We start from the raw sequence: 25699 nt of genomic DNA, 5'->3' as shown, positions 1-25699 counted from the left end.
ATTATTTAGAGAGAATATGATGGAACAGAAAACAGTTCACATTGGCGATATGCCAATTGCTAACGACAAGCCATTTACGCTATTTGCAGGCATGAACGTTCTTGAATCTCGCGATCTCGCTATGCAGATCTGTGAGCACTATGTAAAAGTAACAGAGAAGCTGGGCATCCCTTACGTATTTAAGGCGTCTTTCGATAAAGCGAACCGAAGCTCAGTTCATTCATACCGTGGCCCAGGCATGGAAGAAGGTCTTAAAATCTTCCAAGAGCTGAAAGACACTTTCGGCGTGAAGATCATTACTGATATTCACACAGAAGCTCAAGCTCAGCCTGTTGCGGATGTGGTTGATGTAATCCAACTACCTGCATTCCTAGCTCGTCAAACTGATCTTGTTGAAGCAATGGCTAAGACTGGCGCGGTAATCAACGTGAAGAAGCCTCAGTTCATGAGCCCGAACCAAGTTGGCAACATCGTTGATAAGTTCGCTGAGTGCGGTAACGACAACATCATCCTTTGTGAGCGTGGCGCTTGCATGGGTTACGATAACCTAGTCGTTGATATGCTTGGCTTTGGCGTAATGAAGAAGTCTTCAAACGGCAGCCCAATCATCTTCGACGTGACGCACTCTCTACAAATGCGTGACCCATCGGGTGCTGCATCTGGCGGTCGCCGTGAGCAAACGGTTGAACTTGCTAAAGCTGGCCTGGCGACAGGTATTGCGGGTCTGTTCATTGAAGCTCACCCGAATCCAGACCAAGCTCGTTGTGATGGCCCATCTGCGCTACCTCTAGACAAACTAGAGCCGTTCTTGAAGCAGATGAAAGCACTTGATGACCTTATCAAAGGCTTTGAGCATATTGATATTAAATAATTGAGATGGATGTGAAGTAACGGAAACGTTATTTAACAAAGTTGATCTAAGAAAGCCCAGTTCTCTGAATTGGGCTTTTTTTAATCTCGTAAAAGCAGCCGAATATAAACCGTTCATTTAAAGAATTGTTAACGTGGCGGGTTATTACCTAAGAAACTCGTATATGAGTGTGAGGTCAGTCCTGTTTGCAGTAAATTACTGATGTTTATCACACTTTGTAAGTAAACGATTGCTTGTGATGCAGGGGAAGTTTGAGTGTAATCTCATAATTTTGTTACACTTAACTGTTGATCTATGCGTGACCAATTCGACATAAATATGAAATCGTCGTGTTACATCTAGAATGTTAATTTAAGATTAGTCATGTTGAAGTCTTATTGTTCGAACTCCAAGAAAGGGGTCGCAATAGATTATAAAAAGCAGTGGATTCCCCTAAAAAGTTCAAAGGTATGACAATGAAGCAACGCCTTATTCTAAAGACAGCACTAAGTGCTGCAATCCTAGCTACTCTAGCTGGGTGTGCGTCTCAATCAGCTCATGATTGGAACCAAGATGAAACTTACAAGCTAACGATTCTTCACACAAACGATAACCATGGTCGTTTCTGGCAGAATAAATACGGCGAATACGGCATGTCTGCGCGTAAAACGCTAGTTGACCAACTTCGTTCAGAAGTTGAAGCAGAAGGCGGTAGCGTGTTGCTTCTATCTGGCGGTGACATCAACACGGGTGTCCCAGAGTCAGACCTTCAGGACGCAGAACCTGATTTTAAAGGTATGAACAAAATTGGTTACGATGCAATGGCATTGGGTAACCACGAGTTTGATAACTCTTTAGACGTACTACAAAAGCAGATCGACTGGGCTAACTTCCCAATGCTATCTGCAAACATCTACGATAAAGCGACAGGCGAACGTAAGTTCCAAGCTTACGAGATGTTCGAAAAGCAAGGCATCAAGATTGCGGTTATTGGTTTAACAACGGAAGATACCCAAAAGATTGGTAACCCTGAATTTATCGCGGGCATCGACTTCCGTGATCCAAAAGAAGAAGCGAAGAAGCTAATCGCTGAACTTAAAGAAACAGAAAAACCGGATCTAATCTTTGCTGTGACTCACATGGGTCACTACGAAAATGGCCAACGTGGTGTTAACGCTCCGGGTGATGTCGCACTTGCTCGTTACCTAAACGAAGGCGATCTAGACATGATCGTTGGTGGTCACTCTCAAGAGCCTGTATGTATGGAAGGCCCTAACGTTGCGAAGAAAAACTTCAAGCCGGGTGATGAGTGTAAGCCTGACGTACAGAACGGTACCTACATCGTTCAAGCTCACGAGTGGGGCAAGTACGTAGGTCGTGCTGATTACGAATTCCGTAATGGCGAGCTAGAGATGGTGAGCTACGACCTGATTCCAGTTAACCTTAAGAAGAAAGTTAAGATTGACGGTAAGAAGCAACGTGTTCTTATTCAAGATGAAATCGCACAAGACCCAGAGCTACTTGAATTCCTACGTCCTTTCCAAGAGCAAGGTCAGGCACAGCTAGAAGTTCAAATCGCAGAGACAAATGGTAAGCTTGAAGGCGATCGTAACGTCGTTCGCTTCCAACAGACCAACCTAGGTCGTTTAATTGCGACTTCTCACATGGAGCGTGCAAAAGCAGACTTCGCAGTGATGAACTCTGGTGGTGTACGTGACTCAATTGAAGCCGGCAATGTTACTTACAAAGACGTGCTAACAGTACAACCTTTTGCGAACATCCTGACTTACACAGACATGACGGGTAAAGAAGTTCTAGATTACCTAAATGTAGTGGCGACTAAACCAATCGATTCTGGTGCTTACGCTCAATTCGCTGGCATTTCAATGACAGTAGCGAACGGTGAAGTATCGAATGTATTCATCGGTGGCAAGCAGCTTCGTTTAGACGAAACATACCGTTTCACGGTTCCAAGCTTTAACGCTGCTGGTGGTGACGGTTACCCTAAACTGTCTGACCACCCAGGTTACGTAAATACTGGTTTTGTTGATGCTGAAGTACTGAAAGAGTACCTAGAAGCAAACAGCCCGGTTGATGTGAACAAGTACGCGCCTTCAGGCCAAATGGTTTACAAGTAATTGAATCTACGCAATTGTATCAATAGGTGCTAAATTAGATTGACTCTAGCACCATGATAAATTTAACTAAAGCGACGCCTCGGCGTCGCTTTTTGTTTATCTATCGTTTGGATTTGTTATGACCCCTGCAATCAATCTTGCCAAGAAAAAGAAAATCGCTCATAGCGTGCATCAGTACCATCATGATGCCAATAATACCAACTATGGTTTAGAAGCCGTTGAAGCGCTTGGTCAAGATCCCAAACGTGTATTCAAAACGCTGTTATTCTGCTTGAATGGTGTGGCGAAAGATTTGGCGGTTGCCGTTATTCCTGTCGACCAGAAGCTAAATCTAAAGCTGGCAGCAAAAGCGGCGAAAGGCAAAAAAGCAGAGATGGCTGATCCTGAGATTGCACAGAAAACCACGGGTTATGTTGTTGGTGGAATTAGTCCGCTTGGTCAGAAGAAAGCACTGCCTACTTTTGTTCATTCGAGCGCTACCGATTTTAAAACGATATGTGTGAGTGCAGGAAAGCGCGGGCTAGAAATTGAATTAGACCCAAAAGACTTAACACTGCTCACTCGCGGCCAGTTTGCTGATCTATGTTTATAGATTGTCGTTGTCATGAATGATAAAACTATCGAATGACAAACAAAAACGCCCGCTAGACTAATCTAGCGGGCGTTTTTATATCGAGTGTCTCGTCTTACTGATTCAGACTACTTCTTCAGACCTAAAGTACCACTAACACGCTTTGGTGCAGGTTTGTTCGGTCTGTTTGAATCTTGGCTGCGGTTTGCCGGCTTACCGCTTCTACGATCGTTATTGTCGCGATTTGTGCGATTGCGATCAGAACGGTTTCTATCTGAATTAGAACGCTCTGAACGAGAGCTCGATTTCCAGTTCTCGGTATTACCACCGCTTTCACCGTTCGATGAATTGCGGCCACGCTTTGAGTTAGGTGCATGACGGAATTCATCCGCATTGTTACCGCGGTAAGTGCGAGTACGGTTCTCGTTTTGATTACGGCGCGCTGTTGAAGCTTGGTTCTCTTCACGGCTATCAAAAAGTTTCGCGTCAGTCGCTTTGCGAATGCGTTGACCTTTCGCGTTCATTTTTGACGCATCTTCCGTACTTACTGAGCCTTCACACATCGCTAAAATTTCAGTGATCTCTTCGTCGCTCAGGTAGCGCCATTTGCCGTTAGGAATACCGTCTAGTGAGATGTTCATGATACGAACACGACGCAGTTTAAATACTTCATAACCGAGCGCTTCACACATACGGCGAATTTGGCGGTTAAGGCCTTGTGTTAGCGTAATTCGGAATGAGAACTTAGTCTCTTTCTCAACCTTACATGGCAAGGTGACTGTATCAAGGATATGAACGCCAGCGCCCATTTGCTTCAAGAATTCCGTCGTAATCGGCTTATCTACACGCACCACGTATTCTTTCTCGTGGTTGTTACCTGCACGTAGGATCTTGTTTACGATGTCGCCATCGTTGGTCAAGAAGATAAGACCATCAGAAGGCTTATCTAGACGACCAATCGGGAAAATACGTTTGTGGTGGCCGATAAAGTCGACGATGTTGCCAGGAATATCACGCTCAGTCGTACAGGTGATACCTGTTGGTTTATTAAGAGCAATGTAAATCGGCTTCTCTTTTGAGCGAACAGGCTTATTGTCGATCTCAACATCATCACCTGGCAAGACTTTAGTACCCATTTCAGGGATCTTACCGTTAATAGTAACTCGGCCTGCATCAATGAGCTTATCGGCTTCGCGGCGTGAGCAAAAACCAGTTTCACTGATGTATTTATTAAGGCGTTTAGCTTGGGATTCTTGTGACATGATATTCTCTTAGCGTTTCACAACGGAAATATAGATAAACAAAAAGCAACCTTTGGATAGTTGCTTTGAGTTGGGATTCGTTAACTGAGGACAATTTTAGCACTTGGTGTGAGTCTAGGCACGAAATATCGATCTTGATGCAATTCGCTATCAGTGTACTTGTCTGCTTCAACCAGTTAACTGGTGCGTTTTTGATGGCGCTCTCTGTTCTCTAGCTTTTTCTCATTACTCTTTCTGAGCATAACGTAGACTGCGCCAGTACCACCATGAAATTGCTGAGCAGAATGAACACATTGAACGTCGTTAATTTGCGTGAGCCAATTCGCCACGTAGCTTTTCATCATTGCTGGTGGGTTCGAACGCTCACCCTTACCGTGAACAATGATGACGGTACGAACATCCATTCTTAAACACTGACGCAAGAATGAAAGCACTTCGTTACGTGCGTCTTTCAGTGTTTTCCTATGAAGGTCGAGCTTGGCTTGAATAGGGTATTTGCCTAGGCGCAGCTTTTTGTATACGCCTTCTTGTACGCCGTCTTTTTTATAAGCAACGACATCATCTGGCTTGATCATTGGCGAGTAATCTAATGATAAGTAGTCTTTCTCGTCGTCAGACAGCCACATAGCAGCTTCACGCTTAGCAAGGTGAGATTCGGTGACTCGGTGTACTTTCTGGTGTTCAGCGGTGTCATGGTCGATACGTTTAACATCGCCCATCATTTCTTGGAATAGATCTAAGTCGTCATCATGAGACATAGTGTGTATCTCAAGTTGGAGAAGGATAGGGTAAGTATACCTAAGTTGAGGCTGGGTTTAAAAATGAAAAAACCGGAGAAGACAATAAGTCTGCTCCGGTGCAAAGCGTTTTGACACTTACTTATACAATAAAAGAATACTTAAAAGTAAATGATGTAGGCTGAGCGATTCTAGTGAGGAGATTTTTCAGTCATAACTTTGTAGATGAAGAAGCCTCCATAAAACATCATGAGACCCAGAGCCCCGAAGATTACTATCATTGAAGATAGTCCCACCGCATTACCAAATAGGAGATCTAGCCAAAAGTCCATGTGTATACCTCAAAGTTATATGACACGGGTTAGTGTATTAACTGGTGTTATCAATTTACTGATCTGGATCAATCCTGTTTTATAAGTTAAATACTTGTTGGTAACTGTGTGTTTTTCGTCACATCAAGCGTGTTGTTGTATGTCTTTTGTTCGAACGATTCGAATTCACAATAAATATGAGAAAAAGCGCTTGCGGATAAATTCAGAATCCGTATTATACGCTCCATCGACAGGCAATCAGTCAGTTAGATATCTCGGTGAATAGCGCAGCTTGGTAGCGCATCTGGTTTGGGACCAGAGGGTCGGGGGTTCGAATCCCTCTTCACCGACCACATTAAGAAAGCCTGCTCATTGAGCAGGCTTTCGTCGTTTCAGGGGAAGGAAAATGGGATTTGAACCTAGGTGGGGTTCGCCTGATGTTCAAAATAGCTCTTCACCGACCACATAAAAGAAAGCCGTAGCACTCTTTGTAGTAGAAGGTGCTACGGCTTTTTTTGCTTTCCGGTATGTACGTCATTCCCTAGAGCGAGTCGGGAATCTCTTGTTGTTCTAAATGCCCTTTATAGAGACAAGGGTTGACCCAATAGCCAGTAGCCCCAAACCTGTTTACTTGACATCACAGGTGATGTTTTTGATTGGAGTCTCTGAAGTGACAAAGCAAACATACGCTTCAACAGGGTTATTTGGACCAATTCGAATGTAACCTGCTTGTACTTCATCTTCGTTAAAAGTCACCGAGTGAGAGTTACCCGTCTTGCCATCGTAAAGCTTGCTTCAAAATTACTATTCATTTGGCTTGCGATACGGTTGCGTGTTGTAGACGTCGTGAACGTAATGTTCGCGCATCGCATTGGTGGCTTCTCAGTAATCAAGAACTGTCCGCTTTCTTTATCTAAGACACCGCCTTTAGCATCTGGTTGAATATCTATAGCCTGAAACTGTTCAATGGTGCACGTTTCTTTGGCTGAGGCTATTGAGGGCATCAGCATCGTGAGGGCTAAAGGGAAAGCAAAAAGTACTGGTTTCATTCGAACAACGCCGTAGGTAGAAAGAGCGAAAGATAATAGCACCCCAATGGTGCTATTAAATGTAATGATTCTGTTATTAGATAATGCTTATATTAGGAGAAGGTCATGGCTTCGAGTTGAACTAGCTGTCGTCACTAATCTCAAATTGACACTGAGCCTGTTGGCTTTGTGATTGTTGTGTGACATTAAAACCTTTCTCTTTTAACAACTGCAAAAGGTTACCTTCGCCAACTAGGTGCAAGGCACCAACCACAATCAAGTAGTTCCCTTTTGAGTCGAGTTTCCAATCATTGGCTGCTAGTTTGTTTGCCCAGTCTATGTTTCGATCGGCTAAAAATGCTTTCTCTAGTTCAGGCGACATCTCAGAGAGCTTTGCGAAGGCTTCCAGTTTTGCTAAATCACCCGCCTTCCAGCTTTCTATTAGGCAATGAACCACACGATCAGTTTGGTCAAATTCCTCAAGGCTACTGACTAACCACTCCTTACCGTCGTCCTTCTGTTTTGTCATCAAGTCTAATTGGAATTGAAGAGGCTCTAAGCTGATCACCGGGACATCTTGGATAGTCGCTTTGTAAGCTAGCGTCGCATCAACGCCTCCTGCGGACCCATAACCAAGATTTTTTAACTGCTGCATCTGTATGGAAAGAGATGTCGCCCAAGGCGGTGAGCTAAGCAGTTGTTGCGTCGGCATATCCAATGATTTTGAGATGTCGATTAATAATTGCAGCTGTTCTTCATTGAGTACATCGGCTGTAGTGAGTTTGTTGCGGGGATATACAACGCCATCAGATTTTCTGATATCCGTTTCGATAACTAACCCATCACTGTTTTTTAGCGTGTCGGTGATCGCTGAAGGAAGTGGGTACATACTCTCGTCCCCAACGTGCACAGAACCTAAGATAGTGAGTGTCAGTTCATCCTTTTTTGCTTGCCAATAAAGAGGCTCGGCGAGCGCTTGCCTTGCTGAAAAAGTGAAAACGAATAAAACCATGTACCAGAGTGGGCGCAAAGGGAGCTCCTTTAGGAAGTATTAAACTCGTTAAAATCGATTTTGACGGTGTTTTTTAACGGTTTTTTTTGAGAACGATGTCACGTTGTTTGTACGAAAAGTATAACAATACGCTGAAACTCTAAATCCTTTCTGACTACCAATGACACGATTTTATGAAATCGGTAAAAAAGATTGTGATTCATTTCTCAAATTTTACGTCAAAATTAAAATGACGGAAGTGTCGATGCTTGTAACTTGATGATTTTATTTAAATTAAATTTTTCAATATTTTTGAGATTTGAAGCCGATCACTTTATTAGCTCGATTTAATTCACGGTAAAAAATAAGCCCATATAGTTTATCTAACTTTCGAAGCGCTCCATTTTGCTTCTTACTCAATTTTTAATTTATGGGTGAATACGATGTTGAAGAGAAACTTACTATCTGTAGCGGTATTGGCTGGCCTAACAGGTTGTGCAGTAACGCAAGCACCAGAACAAAAAGTAGTGAATGCACTGGCTGATAATCTTGATGTTCAGTACGAAATTCTAACTAACCATGGTGCGAATGAAGGCTTGGCTTGCCAGGACCTAGGTGCTGAATGGGCGTCATGTAATAAAGTGAACATGACGCTAACCAATGACGGTGAAGCGATTGACTCTAAAGATTGGAGCATCTACTTCCACAGTATTCGTCTTATTTTAGATGTTGATAATGAGCAATTTAAGATCACTCGCGTTACTGGTGACCTTCACAAGCTAGAACCTACTGAAAAATTTGACGGCTTTGCGGCTGGTGAAGAAGTGGTTCTTCCGTTAACGAGTGAATACTGGCAACTGTTTGAAACTGACTTTATGCCAGGTGCATTCGTGACGGCGCCAAACGCAGAACCTAAGATGATTGCATCATTGAATACAGAAGATGTTGCATCGTTCGTAACCGGCCTTGAGGGTAATAATCTTAAGCGTACGCCTGATGATAATAACGTAATGGCGACAGCGGTGACGCGTTTTGAAAAGAATGCTGATCTAGCAACTCAAGATGTATCAACAACGCTATTGCCAACGCCAATGTCGGTAGAAGCGGGTGAAGGTTCAGTAAGTATTGCTGGTGGTATTGCTTTACCAAAAGAGGCATTCGACGCTGATCAGTTCGCTGCAATTGAAGAACGTGCAGATGTGGTAAACGTAGATGTGAGTGGTGACCTTCCTGTAAGTGTTGCCGTTGTTCCTACTCAGTTTACGGGTGATTTAGCAAAATCTGGCGCTTATGAACTAAGCATCTCGGAAGAGGGGATTGCGATTAAAGCGTTTGATAAAACGGGTGCTTTCTACGCAGTTCAGTCTATTTTTGGCCTAATAGATAGTCAGAACGCTGAATCATTACCACAACTGTCAATTAAAGATGCGCCGCGCTTTGATTATCGTGGTGTGATGGTGGATGTTGCTCGAAACTTCCACTCAAAAGATGCCATCCTAGCAACGCTAGATCAAATGGCGGCATACAAGATGAATAAACTGCACCTTCACCTAACGGATGATGAAGGTTGGCGTTTAGAAATTCCAGGTTTACCAGAGCTAACGGATGTAGGGTCTAATCGTTGTTTTGATTTGGATGAACAAAGCTGCTTACTGCCTCAGCTAGGTTCTGGTCCAACAACAGACAACTTTGGCTCTGGTTTCTTTAGTAAAGCGGATTACGTCGAGATCCTAAGCTACGCTAAAGCGCGCAGCATCGAAGTTATCCCTGAAATTGATATGCCAGCACACGCTCGTTCAGCTGTGGTATCAATGGAAGCGCGTTACACGCGTCTCATGGCGGAAGGCAAAGAAGCAGAAGCGAACGAATACCGCTTGATAGATCCACAAGATACATCGAACGTAACCACGGTTCAGTTCTACGATAAGCAAAGCTTCATTAACCCATGTATGGAGTCATCAACTCACTTCGTCGATAAAGTAATCTCTGAAGTGGCGGCAATGCACCAAGAAGCGGGCGTTCCGCTAACGACTTGGCACTTTGGTGGCGATGAGGCGAAAAACATCAAGTTAGGTGCAGGCTTACAAGATATTAATGCAGAAGATAAAGTGGCTTGGAAAGGCAATATCGATTTGTCTAAGCAAGATAAGCCGTTCCAACAATCACCACAATGCCAGTCATTGATCGCTGATGGTACTGTAAGCGATTTCGGTCATCTACCAAGCCACTTCGCAGAACAGGTTTCTAAGATTGTTGCTGAGAAGGGTATTCCACACTTCCAAGCATGGCAAGATGGTCTGAAATACAGCGAAGGTGAAGAAGCATTTGCAACCGACAGCACTCGCGTGAACTTCTGGGACGTTCTTTACTGGGGCGGAACTTCATCAGTATACGATTGGTCAGCAAAAGGGTATGACGTGATTGTCTCTAACCCAGACTACGTATACATGGATATGCCATACGAAGTTGATGCAGCTGAGCGCGGTTACTACTGGGCAACACGTGCAACCGATACTCGTAAGATGTTTGGCTTCGCACCAGAGAACATGCCACAAAACGCAGAAACATCATTAGACCGTGATGGTAATGGCTTCTCAGGTAAAGGTGAGATTGAAGCGAAACCTTTCTACGGTCTGTCAGCTCAACTTTGGTCTGAGACAGTACGTAACGATGAGCAATATGAATACATGGTGTTCCCTCGCGTACTAGCAGCAGCAGAGCGCGCATGGCACCGAGCAGATTGGGAAAACGACTACAAGGTTGGCGTTGAATACTCTCAAGAAACTAACCTAGTGAATAAGCAAGCGCTAAACAGCGACTTCAATCGCTTCGCCAATATCGTGGGTCAACGTGAACTGGCTAAGCTTGAAAAAGCGGGCATTGATTACCGACTACCCGTGCCGGGCGCTCAGGTTGTGGATGGTAAGTTAGCGATGAACGTTCAATTCCCAGGTGTAGAGCTTCAATACTCAGCAGATGGTGAAAAGTGGCTAACGTATGATGAGCAACAACGTCCATCGGTCTCTGGTGAAACTTACATCCGCTCTATTTCAGAAAGTGGTGAGAAAGTAAGTCGAGTTACCTCAGTTAAATAATCGATAAGCACTATTAGTAAAAGAGCTTCTGACCTTTATCTTATTCAAGATAAAACGGGAGCTCTTTTTGTTTGATGCGAATTAGGTGTTTATCCAAAACTGAAACATATAGAAATCGCCTTTGTTTATATCGTCAACAATGCACATAAGGTGACTTTAATCCCAAAAGTGACGCGCTTCTCATTATTCTCTTCAAAAAATAAGTCCCCTGTAAAAAACTCTAAATCAGATGTGATTCAACTATCTGAATCTAATTTTTCTTCATGAAATAACGTGATCCCGATCTGTATATTTTTCCATCTTGAGTTTTTTATCAATTTTTATGTTTTTAAATTATTGATTTTAAAGAGTTAAATAACTTGTCTTTTTTTGATAGTGAGAGGGATCACTCTGTCGCCCCTTTTATTTTGAAACGCAAATTAATTCGAGCAACATAGATTTCATGCCAGGGAGGCGACCAACTACTCAAGCGGTGAAGGTGAATGATGTACCGAAGATATGCCGCTGAAAAAATCAAACTAAGGCAGTTTACTATGAAAAAAATTATCGCTCTAAGTGCTCTTTCTCTTGCTTTCGCTTCTAGTGCTTTTGCTGGTTCTTCTTACGTTACAGGTAACGTTCAATTTCACTCTGATTTCCAACCAAACGCTACGTCTACGCTAGAAGCGGGCCACACGTTTGATTCAGGTACAACGCTACTAACAGAGTTTGATGGTATCTCTCTTGGTAAGTACGACAACGACGCAATCCAAGATAGCGGTCTAGGTAACTCTCCATACATCACTCTTGGTGTTGAGCAGATGTACAACATCAACGACAACCTATGGGTTGCTGCTGGTTACCACCACCTACTAAACAACGGCGAAACGGTTCAGTATCGTCCATTAGTTAAGATCGGTTATAACTTCGACAACGGTATCTCTATCAGCAACCGTACTCGTTACCACGCAATGGAAGACAGCAAAGCTGACGACCAAACTCGTTTTGATAACCGTATCGGCTATGCAGTAAATGCTGAACTAGCGCTTAGCTACAACAACGTATACGTAATCAGCGATGCTGACAACACAATGGACCACGAGCTTCGTGCTACATGGACTCGTCAAGGTGTTCAACCTTACTTTGAGTACCGTAACCAAGCTGATAATGCTAACAACGCATTCGTATTCGGTGCTTCTTACGGCTTCTAAGCTGATTCGCTTAGCTGCTTAAGCTGAGTGAACTTCTTTGTTAAATAGCTTGCTAGCTAATTAGCGAGGGGAACATAGCGGCACTAACAGCCCGGTTAGTGCCGCGACAAGATTTGCTTTACTGTCCAAAAGCAAAGAGCCTAGCAAGTAAACCACAGTCTTGGGTTTACTGAATGCTAGGCTCTATTTTTATGACTTCTTTTTTATAGTTGTGTGTTGGTCTGTTTAGGTTCTATTTCCCGTTGTAGTGACGGTATTCAAACACCTGACCTTTTTCATTAAACGCATACACAGAATACTCGTCTTTCTTATCGCCATACTCCATGCCCGGTGAGCCCATTGGCATACCCGGAACCGCTAAACCAATCGCATTACGTGGTGGGTTTTCTAAAAAGGCTTTTACGTCTTCTGCTGGAATGTGACCTTCAAATACATAACCGTCGATCTCTGCGGTGTGGCAAGAAGCCAGCTCTTGTGTTACGCCTAACTTTTGCTTGATAGGGTTCATATCATCGTGGAGCTTCTCTGTTACATCGAACCCGGAATCACGCATATGCTCTGTCCATTCAGTGCAGCAGCCGCAATATGGAGATTTATGGTTTAGCACATCAGTAGCCAAAGCCTGTCCTGAAATTGCAGCAAGTGCAGTAAGAGTCATAACTTTACGAATCATAGTTAACCTCATGAATATGGTTATTATTGATATTAGAATGAGTGGGTTTGAACAATCTCAGCCTGTTGGCGTTGCTTACCACAGTAATTGACGACATCGCCATTGCTGCACCTGCAACTACTGGGCTAAGCAAAAATCCAAAAAACGGGTAGAGCAGACCGGCCGCAATAGGAATGCCAAGCGAGTTGTAGATGAAGGCACCAAATAGGTTTTGCTTCATGTTTCTCACGGTCGCTTGGGACAGTTCTATCGCGTTACTTACAGACAGTGGCGACGAGTTGAGGAGTGTCATTTGTGCACTTTCAATCGCAACATCACTGCCACTGCCCATTGCGATACCTATGTCGGCCTGAGCAAGCGCTGGTGCATCGTTAATGCCATCTCCAACCATAGCCACACTCTTATATTGTTGTTGAAGCTGAACAATATGCTGAGCTTTCTGCTCTGGTAGTACTTCCGAGATAACCTCATCAATACCGACGCTTTTGCCAATCGCTTGAGCAACAGAATCGTTGTCGCCTGTTAATAGCACAGTGTGAATTCCGGCGGATTTTAGTTGAGCAATGGCTTGTGTGCTATCTATTTTTAATGCGTCTGAAATGCCTAATATGCCTACCAGTTTTTGGTCGATGACTACGAAGATTGGCGTCCATGCTTGTGTACGGCAAAGTTCGATAAAGTCACGGCCTATTTGAGTATCAATACCAAGTTGGGTTAGGTATTTAAGAGAGCCGACTTGGACGTGTTTTCCGTTAATGTTGGCTTGTACTCCAAGGCCTCGGCGGTTTTCAAAGTCGCTGTGTGGGAGTGCTGAAACTTCTAGGTTTTCGGCATACTGACAAACGGCTTTCGCAAGTGGGTGTTCTGAACCGACTTCAACCGAATAGGCGTAAGCCAGCAGTTCTTGTTCTGATAGGTTGTGATAAAACGCCTGCTGAACGCTTGGTTTGCCTTGGGTTAGAGTGCCTGTTTTATCAAACACGACAGCATCGATTTTGCTGGCTGATTGCAACACATCGGCGTCTTTGATTAGAACACCAAGCTCAGCGGCTTTACCTACGCCGACGGTAATAGAAAGCGGAGTCGCTAGGCCTAAGGCACACGGACAAGCGATGATCAGCACGGTAGTCGATACCACAAGCATATAACTTGCACTTGGTTGTGGGCCAACAAAAAACCAAACTAGGGCGGCAACAGCTGCGATCGCGACCACAACGGGTACGAACACGGCAGAAATAGAGTCGGCTAGTTTCGCAATCGCAGGTTTGCTGCTTTGTGCTTGGCGAACCATTTGAATGATGCGTGCCAACATAGTGCTTGAGCCAATTCCTGTCGCTTCAATAACTAAGCTGCCATCACCATTAATAGTGCCCGCTGAAACGCCATCACTCATCGATTTAACGTTGGGAAGTGGTTCACCGGTCAACATGGATTCATCGATGTAAGACTCACCCGATACCACAACACCATCAACTGGCACTTTCTCACCCGGTTTGACGCGTACTTGCATGCCTACTTGGATAGCTTCTACAGCAATAGTTTGTTCTTTGCCATCGACAATCACCACCGCTTTTTGAGGTTGTAGGTTAATCAAAGCTTGTAGTGATTTTGTGGTGCGAGCTTTGGCTTTGGCTTCAATGTAGTGACCCAAAGAAATTAGACCAACGATCATCGCACTCGCCTCAAAGTAGACATGGCGAGAGGCCTCAGGGAACCATGACGGAATCAACACAACTAGCATGGAGTAGAACCATGCTGCGCCTGTACCCAAAGCAACTAACGTATCCATGGTCGCGCGCTTGTGCATCAGTGATTGCCAAGCATTGGTGAAGAAGCTACGACCTGAAGTGGCTAGCAGTACCAAACAGACGACACCGATTAAGCCCCAAGCCAATTGGTCGTTAAATGTAGCAATAGTCATGCTGCCACCAAACAGACCCCACGCCATCAGCGGAGCACCGATAAGCAGCGCGCTTACCGAATTTTTTAGGAAAGCTTTTTGGGTACGAAGTTGTTGTTCTTGCTGTTTTTGTTGTTGAGTCGCCGCGTCATCAACGAACTCTGCACCATAACCTGCGGTTTTTACGGATTCTATTAGCGCGCTTTCGATGACGTCTCGTGTTTTAGAGGTGAAAACTAAGGCTGTCTGTTCTGCGAGATTGATCTGAGCTTGGTCGACGAACTCATTCTTTTTCAGTGCTTTCTCTACCGAAGAAACACAACTCGCACACGTCATACCTTCAAGAACAAGGTGATAGGTATATTGGCTAGCTGTGGTTTTATCTTCAGTATCTGCAATCTTTTTATCTGCTTGTTCGTTTTCTGAATCTGAACTAGATAAAAGGTTATCGGCTTCAGAGTAGGGAGCTGCGTGATAACCCACATTTTCGACCAGCTCAATAAGCTCTGATTCTTCAATCAGAGTAACCAACGACAATTCATCTTTGGTGACTTCTAGATTTGAGGCTTGCTCGGTTTGTTCAAGCGCTTGAGTCAGTTTGTTCACGCACTTGCCGCAGTTAAGGCCGGATAGCGAAAGGTGCAGCTTGTTACCCATGCTGTAGCCAAGTGTCGCTAACTGTTCATTGAGCTCAACATAACTAAAAGGCGTCGAAATATCGATGTACGTCGGCGATATGTCATTGATCGTCGTATTGTCGAGATCATCAAACAGTGTGCGAACTTTCTTCGCACACCCCATGCAATTTAGGCCGTTGAGCGCAGTTGTGTAATGGTTCATATCGATACTCCAATTCTCATCTAGCCTTAACATAAACCTTCCCGTAAGGGTAAGGTCAAACATAAATTCAAGAATTTAATATTTGTTGGAATATTGAGTGATGTAATGGATGAGGTTTATCGCGAGCGTGACGAGAATTTGCCTTTTTAGAGCGTATGACATGTACTTGAGCTATTGGTTTTCTCCTTCTACGATAGCTTTCGTACAAGATCAGCACATTAATCATTCACTACTGATTGTAGATTTAAGCGGTGGTGATAAAATAGCGCCCAAAATTTAGTGATATTTGTCCGTTACAGGCTTTGTAATGGCGAGCACTAAAAGAATCACCTACATAATCAAGGTATTTAAATGACGGTTAAAACTCGTTTTGCTCCTAGCCCAACTGGCTATCTTCACGTTGGTGGTGCACGTACTGCACTTTACTCTTGGCTATTCGCTAAGAACCAAGGTGGTGAATTCGTTCTACGTATCGAAGACACGGACCTTGAGCGTAACTCTCAAGAAGCAGTTGATGCAATTCTAGAAGGCATGAAATGGATGGGTATGGAATGGGATGAAGGTCCTTACTACCAATCTAAGCGTTTTGACCGTTACAACGAAATGGTTGATAAGCTACTTGCTGAAGACAAAGCATTCAAATGCTACGCGTCTAAAGAACTGCTTGATGAAATTCGTGCAGAGCAAGAAGAAAACAAAGAAATGGCTCGTTACGATGCTAACCACCCTAAAATTGTTGCAGCAAACGAAGCAGCAAAAGAAGGCGATGCATGTGTTATCCGTTTCCGTAACCCTAAAGAAGGCAGCGTAGTATTTGATGACCAAATCCGTGGTCGCATTGAAATCGCGAACAGCCAACTTGATGACCTAATCATTCGTCGTACAGACGGTGCACCAACATACAACTTCGTAGTTGTAGTGGATGACTGGGATATGGGTATTACACACGTTGTTCGTGGTGAAGACCACATCAACAACACACCTCGTCAAATCAACATCTATGAAGCACTAGGCGCGCCAGTTCCAACTTTCGCTCACTGTGCAATGATTCTTGGTGATGACGGTGCGAAACTTTCTAAGCGTCACGGTGCTGTTTCAGTAATGCAATACCGCGACGAAGGTTACCTACCAAATGCGCTAAACAACTACCTAGTTCGTTTAGGTTGGTCTCACGGTGACCAAGAGATCTTCTCTCAAGAAGAGATGATTGAATTCTTCAGCCTGAACGCTATCAGCAAGTCTGCTTCTGCATTCAACACTGATAAACTGCTTTGGTTGAACAACCACTACATCAAGACTTCTGAGCCTGAGTACGTTGCTAAATACCTGCAATGGCACCTAGACGCACAGAAGATCGATACAACAAACGGCCCAGCGATCACTGAAGTGATCAAGCTAGTTGGCGAGCGTTGTAATACGCTTATCGAACTTGCTGAGCAATCTCGCTACTTCTACGAAGATTTCTCTGAGTTTGAAGCCGGCGCAGCTAAGAAGCACCTACGTGGTGTTGCTAAAGGCCCACTAGAGCTTGCTCTTGCTAAGGTTGAAGCACTTGATGATTTCACTACTGCAAACATCAAAGATGGTGTAATTGCAGCAGTATGTGAAGAGCTAGAGATCGGCATGGGTAAAATCGGTATGCCACTTCGCGTAGCAGTAACAGGCGGCGGTCAGTCTCCTTCTGTTGATGCAGTGATGGAGCTTGTTGGTAAAGAGCGCGTAATCGCTCGTATCAAGATGGCTCTTGAGTTCATCGCTGAGCGCGAAGCTAACGCTTAATTGAGCGATTGCTAGAATCAAAAAAGGGTCAGTAACTTGGTTACTGACCCTTTTTATTTGTCTCGATTTTTACTATCTGAACGATTTCGTTAGAGCTTGTCGTCGGCAATCATTTGAGTCGCTTGCGCGGCTGTTTTCTTATCGAACAAGATATCCATCATCGCTTTGATGCGTTCCATATCGTCACCAAACTTAGAAAAGTTTCCGCTGTTTGGCGCTTTAAATTCGACATTGCCTACGCGCTGTTGATCTTGATAAGCCGAGATCTTAGCGTCTGCCACAAAGGTTCTGAAATCCCAACTCCAACGAGAGATATAATCCAACGTGATGTCCTCTGGATTATGTTCTGAGCCGTCGGCAACGACTTTACATTTAACCTGATTATTCAGGCACCAGTCGAGCATGGAATCGAGGAAAACCGCACGAGTTTTCTCGTCTTCAACAATCGTTACTTGTTCGATTGTATTTGCTTCTGGTAGTGCGTTTCCTGAATATTTCGGAGCACTACAACCTGCGAGTAAAACGACAACAGCAGCAACTAACCAGTTTTTCATTATCTATCCTAGATTTTTTTGAAGATGATTGAGGTGTTGATTCCGCCAAAAGCGAAGTTGTTGCTCATCAGATATTCAACGTCCAATTCGCGACCTGAACCTGTGATGTAATCGAGCTTGCCGCACTGTTCGTCGATATTCTCAAGATTCAATGTTGGGCTGAACCAGCCTGAATGCATCATCTCTAGGCTCAACCAAGCTTCAATCGCACCACACGCACCAAGCGTATGGCCAAAGTAGCTTTTCAACGAACTGATTGGCACTTCACCAAAAATGTTCGCGGTCGCGTTACTTTCCGCAATATCGCCTTTTTCAGTCGCCGTTCCGTGCGCAGAAACATAACCGATTTTTTCAGCCGGAAGTTGCGCATCTTTCAGCGCTTTTTCCATACAAATTTGCATGGTTTCCATCTGAGGTTGGGTAACATGAGCGGCATCGCAGTTACTGGCAAAGCCGATGATCTCTGCGTAGATCTTTGCGCCACGAGCCACAGCATGTTCATACTCTTCAAGAACAAGCGTGCCAGCGCCTTCACCGATAACAAGGCCATCGCGCCCACTGTCGTAAGGGCTAGGAGATTTTTTTGGTGTGTCGTTTTTTAAACTGGTAGCAAAAAGGGTATCGAAAACGGCAGACTCAGTTGGGCATAGCTCTTCACCACCACCGGCAACCATCACGGTTTGGTAGCCGTGCTTAATCGCTTCATAGGCATAACCAATCGCTTGGCTTCCTGAAGTACACGCACTGCTGGTGGGAATCACACGGCCGCGCAAACCGAAGAACAGACCCACGTTTACCGCGGCTGTGTGTGGCATCATTTGAACGTAAGTGGTTGCTGTGATTGCTCGTGTCGACTTCTCGTTCAGCATCACGCCGAACGCACCAACGGCATCGGTACTGCCGGTTGAAGAGCCGTAAGCAATACCGGTTTCACCATTGGTTAAAATATCGTGGCCGATCAGCCCTGCTTGCTCTAATGCATTTTCTGTCGCAACGGTGGCTAGGCGGGATACCCTTCCCATGCCACGCACTTGTTTACGCTTATAGTGTTTTGGCAATTGGAAGTCATCAATAGGTGCAGCAAGCTTAGTGTTGAGACCATCGTACTGCTCAAAGCTTGGCATATATTGAGTCGCATTTTCACAGGCTTTTAGTTTCGGCTCGATCTGCTGCCAGTCATTACCAAAGGCAGTAACACCAGACATGCCAGTTACAACAACGCGGCGGGTCATACTAAGCCTCCATTAACTGAAATTACTTGGCGCGTCACGTAAGCCGCAATATCAGACATGAGATAGCTGACTAAGCCTGCCACTTCTTCTGGTTCACCCATGCGACGTAGCGGGACTTGAGGAAGCGCATGTTCTTTTACGTGCTCGTCGACCATGCCGGTATCAATTAAACCTGGAGCGACACAGTTTACCGTGATCTTGCGTTTCGCTAACTCTAAAGCTAGAGACTTAGTTGCGCCAATCACGCCGGCTTTTGCTGCTGCGTAGTTGGTTTGACCGCGGTTACCCATGATGCCTGATACAGACGCTAGAGTGACGATACGACCGCCTTTGCGTTTCTGAACCATTGGCATCACGCACGGGTGAAGTACGTTGTAGAAGCTGTCGAGGTTGGTATGGATAACGCCATCCCACTCTTCTTCCGTCATGGCTGGGAATGCTGTATCACGAGTAATACCGGCATTATTTACAACACCATAGTAAGCGCCGTACTCCGCAATATCAGACTCAAGCTTTTCGCGACATTCGCTGCGATTGCTGATATCAAATTGGATAAGACGACCTGCGCCACCCTGTTCGGTGATCGATTGCAGCGTCTCTTCTGCACCTTGCTTGTCACCCATGTAATGAACGGCGATTTCAAATCCGTCTTTCGCGAGTTGAATAGCGATCGCTTTACCAATGCCTTTGCTGGCACCAGTGACTAAAACCTGACGGCTCATGATGGGCTCCTAGTTTTCATTTCTTGTAATTTTTGTTCGGTCGGCACGTAGACATTGAGTTGGCATTGAGCCACTAACTCGCCTTGGTCTTCGACTCTAGCGGTAAACACGGCCATGCCACTGTCTTCCATCAGTTGCTCGGCATAGATATCAAGGGTCTGACCTTGAGTAAATTTATCACACAATGATTTGTAGCGACGAGAACCGAGTAAGAAACCGATTGGAGGAGTGGTGCCATTTTTCAGTGCATGGTATCCAGACCAAGCAGCAACAGACTGCGCCATAAACTCGATACCAACATAAGAAGGTACGGTTCGAGATTGGGCGTCAAAGAACAGATTATGGTCACCAATATCGACCTGACAGTGGATCGACAACGCCTCTACGCTGATCGCACGATCGATTAATATCATCGGATCATCGTGAGGGAGGAGTTGGTCTACAGAAGGGATATCAGTCATTTACTACACCAAAAATCAGGCTAATGTTGTTACCACCAAAAGCAAACGAGTTGCTTAAGATGTTCTTTACTTTAAGTTTCTGGGTACAGTTTACCAAATCAATCTCAATATCTTCAGCTTTATCCTGACATTTTTGTAAGGGAAGCGGTAAGTCATATTTTAAAATATGCCATGCAATCGCCGCCTCAATCGCACTTGCAGCTCCTAGAGTATGCCCGGTAAGCGGCTTGGTTGAGCTAACGGGAACCTTGTTTGCAAAAATACGATGGATGGCTTTGCTTTCCATTGAATCGTTGAGTGGCGTTGCTGTGCCATGGGCATTGATATAACCGATGTCCTCTGCTTGTAACTGTGCAGAATATAACGCTTTTTTCATCGCTTGCTCGGCGCCATTGCCTTCAGGGTGGGGCGCTGAAATATGGTGTGCATCAGAGCTATCACCACAGCCTAATAAGGCAATGTTTGACGTGTCTTGTGCTGCATTAACACCGGCTAGTTTTGTTCTGCTGAGCAACATAAATGCCGCCGCTTCGCCGATATTGATACCATCACGAGAGGCGCTAAACGGCTTACAATGTGTCGTTGAGAGTGCTTCTAGGCCATGAAAACCGCTGAGTGTCAGCTTACATAAGGTGTCCACACCACCGACTAACACAGCATCAGCCATGCCTGAATCTAGCAAACGTTGCGCAGTGAGAAACACACGACCACTGGATGAGCAAGCCGTTGAGACCGCATAGCTTGGCCCGGTTAATGAGCAGTATTGGCTAACGAACTCGGAAGTGTTTCCTAGCTCTTGTTTTGAGTAGTGGTAATGTTCGGGAAAAGAACCTTGATCGAGTTTGTGCTTAAAAGCGGCCTCACCGTCCGAAATTCCCGAAGTACTGGTGCCTATAACCACTGCAATTCTATCTGCGCCAAACTGAGATTTGGCTTGCTCGATAGAGTCTTCAATTTGATTTAGAGCCGACAGCGCCAGTTGATTGTTACGAGTGGTGTATTGCGTAAGATCTGAAGGAATCGGTGGCAGTTCACCCGCGATTTGACCAACGACAGTATGTTTACCATCGTTCAGCATATCGTTCACTTCGACCATATTTGATTCACGCTCGTCTTTCAGGCAGCCATGAATGTCCGCAATCTCTGAACCTAGCGCTGAGTGGAAACCACAGTCTTGGATGTAAATAGGCATAGTGTTCAACTCTTACTTGGGGTGTCGACAATCGTTGAGTTCAACGTTTGTATGGTGATGGTGTAGCCTTGGATTAGATGCTTGAAAACAATCTCTCCAGATGTCTTTGGTTCGCCGACTTTTGCTTGGTATTCAATACTAATGATGGCTTGTTGGTTGTCGTCAAAAACGGTTCTTGTTTTGTCTGTATCGACCAAATGCCAACCGATGCCTTGCAGAGGCTGAGCCCATGCTTCAATTGGCCATAGAGTCAGCATTAAATTAAATAACACCTGCTCAGGTTGTGGCAGGGTTGCGCCAAGACCGGATAGAACTTGAGTCTCAATGGCTTGATTCTGATATTGCAGCGATAAGATGCGCGTTCCCCAAGAGGAAAAGCCCGCTAACACGACTTTATCTGGTGTGACTTCGACTTGAACAGGCAGTTGCTGCGTATCGTCCTGCCATGTTGCGCTGATCAGCTGGCTCGCCGTAAATGAGTACCCCAGTTCAGCAGGCAGCGGCAAGGCTAGCTCGGTATCTTTGTCGATTGCGACAATTGCGCCTGTAGGCTGTTGAGACACCATCGAACAAGCGCTAAGTAATAAGCTCAATCCAACGGTGAGCGCTATCTTGATTGTTTTGTTCATCTAAAAGCCTCTCGAGAGTTTGATTTTTCCGCTGCTTGTTGGTTGTTAATCGCGAGTGGTGAAAGTAACCATGCTACGAAAATACCAGTCAGGACGGTAACACCGAAGCTATGAATGGCATGAGTCTGACTCAGTGACAGAAGGCCAAATGAAAGCAGCGTTGTGAGACCAGACAAGGTGATCGCCAATAACGTACTCAGTGACTTCTTCTGCTCAGCAAAGAACAAGGTATAGTCGATACCAATCCCTAAAATCAGAATCAAGCCTAGCAGATTAAACAGGTTTAACGTTGAGCCTAAAATGCCCGTTATCGCTAAACCAGCGACTCCGGCAATTAATGAAGGCAACAGCATTAACAGGCTTTGCTTCACACCGTAGCGCCAACCTAACACCATCCCAATAGCGGCTAACGCTATCAATAATAGTTCGGTGATCTTGACTCTGTATTCCGCAAAGAGAGCGGAGATTTCATCGGCTTTATTTAGGTATTTAACACCTTGTTGCTGAGCAAAGCTTGAATCGAGCCATTGAGAGAACTGTTCTGAATCTGTGACGTCTTTGATCAAAATGACCGACGCGGCTTGCCCATCGATCGGTTTTAACCAAAGTGGTCGAACAGGTTCTGACACTGGTGATTCTAAAAATCCAGATACCGTGATTGCCTCGAACTTAGGTAGCTCTGGAAAGCTAGGCCAACCAAGAGTGTTCTGTAAGATATGGCTTTGCTGGCTATAAAGTTGTTCAACCAATTGATAGTTATCATGCTGTTGTTGTTTGCTTAACAATTGTTGATTAATGCTGCGATATCCGGAGATACCTTGGTTATCGACCAAAGAATCTAAGCTCGTGGTGATCTCTGCCAGTTTATTTAGCAGTTTTTGGTCGCTCTTGGCGGTCACCAGCAGCATATTTTGACCACTGCCTAATCCTGATATCTCAGTAATGGCTTGTTCTTGCTGTTTGAGTTGATCAGGCATCGCTTGAAGTTGACGAATATCGTCGTCGTAGCGAATTTGGCTGAGTGATATCAAACTAACGACAGTCACTATTAATGGTAAGCCAATTCTAAATTTTTGGTTGCTCCAGAGGCTTAGCCAAGTATGCCAAAGCTTCGACAAGGGAAGAGGGCGTTCTTGGCTTGGTTTTGCCGCTAAAATCGGATACCAACACACCACACTGGCGTAAGCTGCGATCAGTCCAATCGACGAAAACAGAGCAAGTTGCTGCAATCCCGGGAAAGGTGCCACCAACAGACCTAGGTAGCCAATCAAGCTAGTGATCAGACCCAAGGTGATCGCAACGATAATATGTTTCAACCCTTTGTCGCTTTGCCATTGATTACCAGCCGCCAAACGATCGGTTAGGTAATGGAAAGAGTAGTCGATGGATACGCCAATTAAGCTGGCACCGAATACCAAACTAAACAGGTGAATCTTGCCGAAGATAGCGACGGTGCTTGCCAGCGCAACCAATAATCCGGTACTGATTGAAAGCAAAGACAAGGCAAGTGGGAGGGCGCTACGAAATGTCAGCCACACCAATAAAATTACACCGGCCAATGAGCCCAAACCAATGGTACTGATTTCTGATTTCGCGCTTTCGGTACCGTAATTGGCGTAGAACACCACACCGGTATGCTGCACTTTGACGTTAAATTGTTTTTCGACTTCGCGCTCAATTGAATCAAGATCGGGAAGTTGCTCTTGAATGGCCAAGCTATAAGGTGAACCCGCCAAAGTCGCCGTGACCAAAATATGAGTTTGGTCATTAGATTGAGCGGTGAGGTATCCCTCTTTCAGAACAAAGTTACTTGATTGAACGCCAACAGCGCTGATGTAGTCGCGAAATAACAAAAATGGGTCGAGAGATAGCTCTGCGGCAGTGACGCCTGAGAACGGATTGTACAGAGACTGAATGACATATTGAGCTCGCGAATCTGGCGAGTGTGTCAGCGTCTCTTTTTGTTGTTGGGTTAGAAGTTGAGCTCGGTGACGAAAATAGAAATCGCTCCACTGGCTTTGAGTACTGGCGTTGATTTTGCCTTGAACTTGCTTAAATAGAGTTGGCTGATTTGAGAAAGCTCTTTGGTTAAGTTTTTTTTCAAAAGCGTCAGTCGCTGTCATGGCTTGTTCGACGTCGGAGGCACTTATGATAAACACCACTTGCTCGCTCATCGAGCTGGATATCTGCTGAAAGGCTTGCTCTACCATGGGATCTTGCTGGTTTTCTGGCAGCAATTTCATGATGTTGCTTTCAATGGGTACCGACGAAGAAAAAGCGAATTGTTTGATCAACAATCCGCTAAATAGCATTACGACAACAAGCCAAGCAAGGGCTAGGCTAGAATTGGAATTGTTGCGCTTCAGCATCTGATAATACTTCCGGTAGATGGCTTAACTGGCTAAATTCGATCACTGTGCTGTCCCCACGAACTTCTCTAAGTTCGATGCGTTCAATGTCACCTTGTCCTTGCAGTATGATGGCTTCAAACACCGCGTTCATTGGCGCATTCTTTGGCTTTAGAGTGAGTGTCCATCGTGTGTATTCTGAACTTGAGTTTGCACTTTCATCAGAATTTTTCGCAGTCGCTGGTTCAAATGACAGTGAGAATTGCTCTTGAAGTTTTTGCGTGTCGCCGTGAAACACTGACAAGAAGATATGGCTGAAATAAAACGCCATTGGGTTTTCTTTGTCGGTGATGATTTTAGCGGGTTGATCGGCAAACCTTTGGCTCAGTTTGTTATCCGTGAGCACCAAGCTTACAGGAAAGGGGGTAGCTTGTGTCCAAAGCAAACCATTCGACTTGTCTAACAGGAAAGTACCTTGTGATGTTAGAGGCTGAGCGAACATTTCCATGTTACGTGTTTGAGTGAACTCTCCACGAACGATACTATTTTCGCTTAACACGGTTTGTAGATCTGAAATAGAACCGACAGCAATCGTGTTCTCGCTAGCGCCAGAAAAGTGACTCGCCATCATTGAGGCAAGCCCTAGCAGTGCGATGCTAATGTGTTTGCGGCTGCGTTTAAACAGATTCATGATTCACCTGCTGTGGGCTAGTGGCCTGAGATTGATGCCCATCGGCTAGAGGTAAGCAACCAAACTGGTGCCAGTGCTCGACTTTATCGGTAAACACTTTCGGCGAAGCGAAGCACATCTCTTGCTCTTCAATGGTTACCGCAACCTGCATGGTGTGGGCGCGCGTCATACGAGCACCTGTGTTGGCGTCGTGAATTTCGTAGTCAACACGCAAGCGGTTTTCCCATTCAGTTAACTTAGCGGATACCTTGATCTGATGATTAAACGGTATCGCTTTGATGTACTTTACGCGCGTGTCGATGATCGGCCACATGTAGCCAGAATCCTTCATCTCATGGTAGTTGTACTCAATCTTATCCATCATTATGCGCCTAACTTCTTCAAAAAATCGGAAGTAGTTGCCATGGTAGATCACGCCCATTGGATCGGCGTCTTGGAATGAGGTGATAAGCGTCACCTCAGATTGTAATGGATGAAGGATTTCAGACATAAATCGCTCTCAACA

Annotated in this window: 21 protein-coding genes, 1 tRNA gene and 1 pseudogene; 7 read left to right on the top strand and 16 right to left on the bottom strand. The window is 44.9% G+C overall.

What is annotated here, in order from left to right:
* The first annotated feature begins 16 nt into the window (after positions 1-16).
* The 3 genes from kdsA (at position 17) to ybaK (ending at position 3580) form a co-directional block, all read left to right on the top strand.
* Entirely contained in the window at positions 17-871 is an 855-nt protein-coding gene (gene kdsA / locus OCV19_RS12310; protein WP_017069619.1) for a 3-deoxy-8-phosphooctulonate synthase, read from the top strand.
* A 455-nt stretch (positions 872-1326) separates the two neighbouring features.
* Positions 1327-2988, top strand: a complete 1662-nt coding sequence (gene ushA, locus OCV19_RS12305; RefSeq protein ID WP_017062317.1) for a bifunctional UDP-sugar hydrolase/5'-nucleotidase UshA — start codon at positions 1327-1329, stop codon at positions 2986-2988.
* A 118-nt stretch (positions 2989-3106) separates the two neighbouring features.
* Positions 3107-3580 (top strand): Cys-tRNA(Pro) deacylase, encoded by a 474-nt coding sequence (gene ybaK / locus OCV19_RS12300; RefSeq protein ID WP_065675630.1) that lies wholly within the window; start codon positions 3107-3109, stop codon positions 3578-3580.
* A gap of 107 nt (positions 3581-3687) precedes the next feature.
* Here the strand turns inward: ybaK and rluF are convergent, their stop codons facing one another.
* From rluF to OCV19_RS12285, 3 genes are all read right to left on the bottom strand, one after another.
* A complete protein-coding gene (rluF, locus tag OCV19_RS12295) occupies positions 3688-4821 on the bottom strand; it encodes a 23S rRNA pseudouridine(2604) synthase RluF (RefSeq protein WP_065675629.1) in 1134 nt (377 codons plus the stop codon).
* 176 nt (positions 4822-4997) lie between these two features.
* A complete protein-coding gene (gene smrA / locus OCV19_RS12290; protein ID WP_017062320.1) occupies positions 4998-5579 on the bottom strand; it encodes a DNA endonuclease SmrA in 582 nt (193 codons plus the stop codon).
* Between the two features lie 170 nt (positions 5580-5749).
* Positions 5750-5890, bottom strand: coding sequence for a DUF3149 domain-containing protein (locus OCV19_RS12285; protein WP_017062321.1), 141 nt, complete (start codon positions 5888-5890; stop codon positions 5750-5752).
* Between the two features lie 255 nt (positions 5891-6145).
* On the opposite strand from OCV19_RS12285, the gene OCV19_RS12280 reads away from it, so the two are divergent.
* Positions 6146-6222: transfer RNA gene (locus OCV19_RS12280), tRNA-Pro, on the top strand.
* 274 nt (positions 6223-6496) lie between these two features.
* Here the strand turns inward: OCV19_RS12280 and OCV19_RS12275 are convergent.
* A pseudogene (locus tag OCV19_RS12275) lies at positions 6497-6918 on the bottom strand (hypothetical protein).
* 121 nt (positions 6919-7039) lie between these two features.
* The gene (locus OCV19_RS12270; protein ID WP_065675628.1) at positions 7040-7927 is read right to left on the bottom strand and encodes a TraB/GumN family protein; all 888 of its coding nucleotides are present in this window, start codon (positions 7925-7927) and stop codon (positions 7040-7042) included.
* A 404-nt stretch (positions 7928-8331) separates the two neighbouring features.
* Between OCV19_RS12270 and OCV19_RS12265 the strand changes: the two genes are divergently transcribed.
* Together OCV19_RS12265 and OCV19_RS12260 are read left to right on the top strand one after the other, a co-directional pair.
* Entirely contained in the window at positions 8332-10983 is a 2652-nt protein-coding gene (locus tag OCV19_RS12265; protein ID WP_065675627.1) for a beta-N-acetylhexosaminidase, read from the top strand.
* 533 nt (positions 10984-11516) lie between these two features.
* Positions 11517-12173 carry an oligogalacturonate-specific porin KdgM family protein gene (locus tag OCV19_RS12260; RefSeq protein WP_019824160.1) on the top strand — a complete coding sequence of 219 codons (657 nt, stop codon included), beginning with the start codon at positions 11517-11519 and terminating at the stop codon, positions 12171-12173.
* 232 nt (positions 12174-12405) lie between these two features.
* On the opposite strand, the gene OCV19_RS12255 is transcribed toward OCV19_RS12260, so the two are convergent.
* Positions 12406-12846, bottom strand: a complete 441-nt coding sequence (locus OCV19_RS12255; RefSeq protein ID WP_065675626.1) for a DUF411 domain-containing protein — start codon at positions 12844-12846, stop codon at positions 12406-12408.
* Positions 12836-15649, bottom strand: coding sequence for a copper-translocating P-type ATPase (locus tag OCV19_RS12250; protein ID WP_083994266.1), 2814 nt, complete (start codon positions 15647-15649; stop codon positions 12836-12838). The genes OCV19_RS12255 and OCV19_RS12250 overlap by 11 nt, the downstream gene beginning before the upstream one ends.
* A gap of 288 nt (positions 15650-15937) precedes the next feature.
* Here OCV19_RS12250 and gltX point away from each other — a divergent pair, with 288 nt between their 5' ends.
* The gene (gene gltX / locus OCV19_RS12245; RefSeq protein ID WP_065675624.1) at positions 15938-17365 is read left to right on the top strand and encodes a glutamate--tRNA ligase; all 1428 of its coding nucleotides are present in this window, start codon (positions 15938-15940) and stop codon (positions 17363-17365) included.
* A gap of 89 nt (positions 17366-17454) precedes the next feature.
* Here gltX and OCV19_RS12240 read toward each other — a convergent pair whose 3' ends face one another.
* The 9 genes from OCV19_RS12240 to OCV19_RS12200 are packed head-to-tail and all read right to left on the bottom strand — an operon-like array spanning position 17455 to position 25684.
* Complete coding sequence (locus tag OCV19_RS12240) at positions 17455-17919, bottom strand: Sbal_3080 family lipoprotein (protein WP_065675623.1); 465 nt, start codon at positions 17917-17919, stop codon at positions 17455-17457.
* Between the two features lie 8 nt (positions 17920-17927).
* The gene (locus OCV19_RS12235) at positions 17928-19151 is read right to left on the bottom strand and encodes a beta-ketoacyl-ACP synthase (protein WP_048611281.1); all 1224 of its coding nucleotides are present in this window, start codon (positions 19149-19151) and stop codon (positions 17928-17930) included.
* On the bottom strand, positions 19148-19873 hold the full coding sequence (locus OCV19_RS12230; RefSeq protein ID WP_065675622.1) for a 3-ketoacyl-ACP reductase FabG2: 726 nt from the start codon (positions 19871-19873) through the stop codon (positions 19148-19150). The genes OCV19_RS12235 and OCV19_RS12230 overlap by 4 nt, the downstream gene beginning before the upstream one ends.
* Entirely contained in the window at positions 19870-20334 is a 465-nt protein-coding gene (locus tag OCV19_RS12225; protein ID WP_065675621.1) for a hotdog family protein, read from the bottom strand. The genes OCV19_RS12230 and OCV19_RS12225 overlap by 4 nt, the downstream gene beginning before the upstream one ends.
* Positions 20327-21526: a beta-ketoacyl-[acyl-carrier-protein] synthase family protein gene (locus OCV19_RS12220; RefSeq protein ID WP_065675620.1), complete on the bottom strand. Its 1200-nt coding sequence runs from the start codon at positions 21524-21526 to the stop codon at positions 20327-20329. The genes OCV19_RS12225 and OCV19_RS12220 overlap by 8 nt, the downstream gene beginning before the upstream one ends.
* 5 nt (positions 21527-21531) lie before the next feature.
* Positions 21532-22155 carry a DUF3261 domain-containing protein gene (locus OCV19_RS12215; protein WP_065675619.1) on the bottom strand — a complete coding sequence of 208 codons (624 nt, stop codon included), beginning with the start codon at positions 22153-22155 and terminating at the stop codon, positions 21532-21534.
* Complete coding sequence (locus OCV19_RS12210) at positions 22152-24524, bottom strand: MMPL family transporter (RefSeq protein WP_065675618.1); 2373 nt, start codon at positions 24522-24524, stop codon at positions 22152-22154. The genes OCV19_RS12215 and OCV19_RS12210 overlap by 4 nt, the downstream gene beginning before the upstream one ends.
* The gene (locus OCV19_RS12205) at positions 24496-25194 is read right to left on the bottom strand and encodes a LolA family protein (RefSeq protein ID WP_065675617.1); all 699 of its coding nucleotides are present in this window, start codon (positions 25192-25194) and stop codon (positions 24496-24498) included. The genes OCV19_RS12210 and OCV19_RS12205 overlap by 29 nt, the downstream gene beginning before the upstream one ends.
* Entirely contained in the window at positions 25181-25684 is a 504-nt protein-coding gene (locus OCV19_RS12200) for an acyl-CoA thioesterase (RefSeq protein ID WP_048611296.1), read from the bottom strand. Before OCV19_RS12200 ends, OCV19_RS12205 begins: the two co-directional genes overlap by 14 nt.
* Positions 25685-25699: the final 15 nt, after the last annotated feature.

The sequence above is a fragment of the Vibrio celticus genome (assembly GCF_024347335.1).
GTDB lineage: Bacteria > Pseudomonadota > Gammaproteobacteria > Enterobacterales > Vibrionaceae > Vibrio > Vibrio celticus.
This window is presented reverse-complemented; position numbering and strand designations above follow the sequence as displayed.

Bases quoted from the DNA above. Each gene is read 5' to 3' on its own strand.
- rluF (WP_065675629.1), bottom strand. From the start codon at position 4,821: ATGTCACAAGAATCCCAAGCTAAACGCCTTAATAAATACATCAGTGAA.
- OCV19_RS12255 (WP_065675626.1), bottom strand. From the start codon at position 12,846: ATGATTCGTAAAGTTATGACTCTTACTGCACTTGCTGCAATTTCAGGA.
- OCV19_RS12250 (WP_083994266.1), bottom strand. From the start codon at position 15,649: ATGTTTGACCTTACCCTTACGGGAAGGTTTATGTTAAGGCTAGATGAG.
- OCV19_RS12210 (WP_065675618.1), bottom strand. From the start codon at position 24,524: ATGCTGAAGCGCAACAATTCCAATTCTAGCCTAGCCCTTGCTTGGCTT.
- smrA (WP_017062320.1), bottom strand. From the start codon at position 5,579: ATGTCTCATGATGACGACTTAGATCTATTCCAAGAAATGATGGGCGAT.
- OCV19_RS12230 (WP_065675622.1), bottom strand. From the start codon at position 19,873: ATGAGCCGTCAGGTTTTAGTCACTGGTGCCAGCAAAGGCATTGGTAAA.
- OCV19_RS12260 (WP_019824160.1), top strand. From the start codon at position 11,517: ATGAAAAAAATTATCGCTCTAAGTGCTCTTTCTCTTGCTTTCGCTTCT.
- ushA (WP_017062317.1), top strand. From the start codon at position 1,327: ATGAAGCAACGCCTTATTCTAAAGACAGCACTAAGTGCTGCAATCCTA.
- gltX (WP_065675624.1), top strand. From the start codon at position 15,938: ATGACGGTTAAAACTCGTTTTGCTCCTAGCCCAACTGGCTATCTTCAC.
- kdsA (WP_017069619.1), top strand. From the start codon at position 17: ATGATGGAACAGAAAACAGTTCACATTGGCGATATGCCAATTGCTAAC.
- OCV19_RS12220 (WP_065675620.1), bottom strand. From the start codon at position 21,526: ATGCCTATTTACATCCAAGACTGTGGTTTCCACTCAGCGCTAGGTTCA.
- OCV19_RS12200 (WP_048611296.1), bottom strand. From the start codon at position 25,684: ATGTCTGAAATCCTTCATCCATTACAATCTGAGGTGACGCTTATCACC.
- OCV19_RS12235 (WP_048611281.1), bottom strand. From the start codon at position 19,151: ATGACCCGCCGCGTTGTTGTAACTGGCATGTCTGGTGTTACTGCCTTT.
- OCV19_RS12205 (WP_065675617.1), bottom strand. From the start codon at position 25,194: ATGAATCTGTTTAAACGCAGCCGCAAACACATTAGCATCGCACTGCTA.
- OCV19_RS12225 (WP_065675621.1), bottom strand. From the start codon at position 20,334: ATGACTGATATCCCTTCTGTAGACCAACTCCTCCCTCACGATGATCCG.
- OCV19_RS12285 (WP_017062321.1), bottom strand. From the start codon at position 5,890: ATGGACTTTTGGCTAGATCTCCTATTTGGTAATGCGGTGGGACTATCT.
- OCV19_RS12215 (WP_065675619.1), bottom strand. From the start codon at position 22,155: ATGAACAAAACAATCAAGATAGCGCTCACCGTTGGATTGAGCTTATTA.
- ybaK (WP_065675630.1), top strand. From the start codon at position 3,107: ATGACCCCTGCAATCAATCTTGCCAAGAAAAAGAAAATCGCTCATAGC.
- OCV19_RS12240 (WP_065675623.1), bottom strand. From the start codon at position 17,919: ATGAAAAACTGGTTAGTTGCTGCTGTTGTCGTTTTACTCGCAGGTTGT.
- OCV19_RS12265 (WP_065675627.1), top strand. From the start codon at position 8,332: ATGTTGAAGAGAAACTTACTATCTGTAGCGGTATTGGCTGGCCTAACA.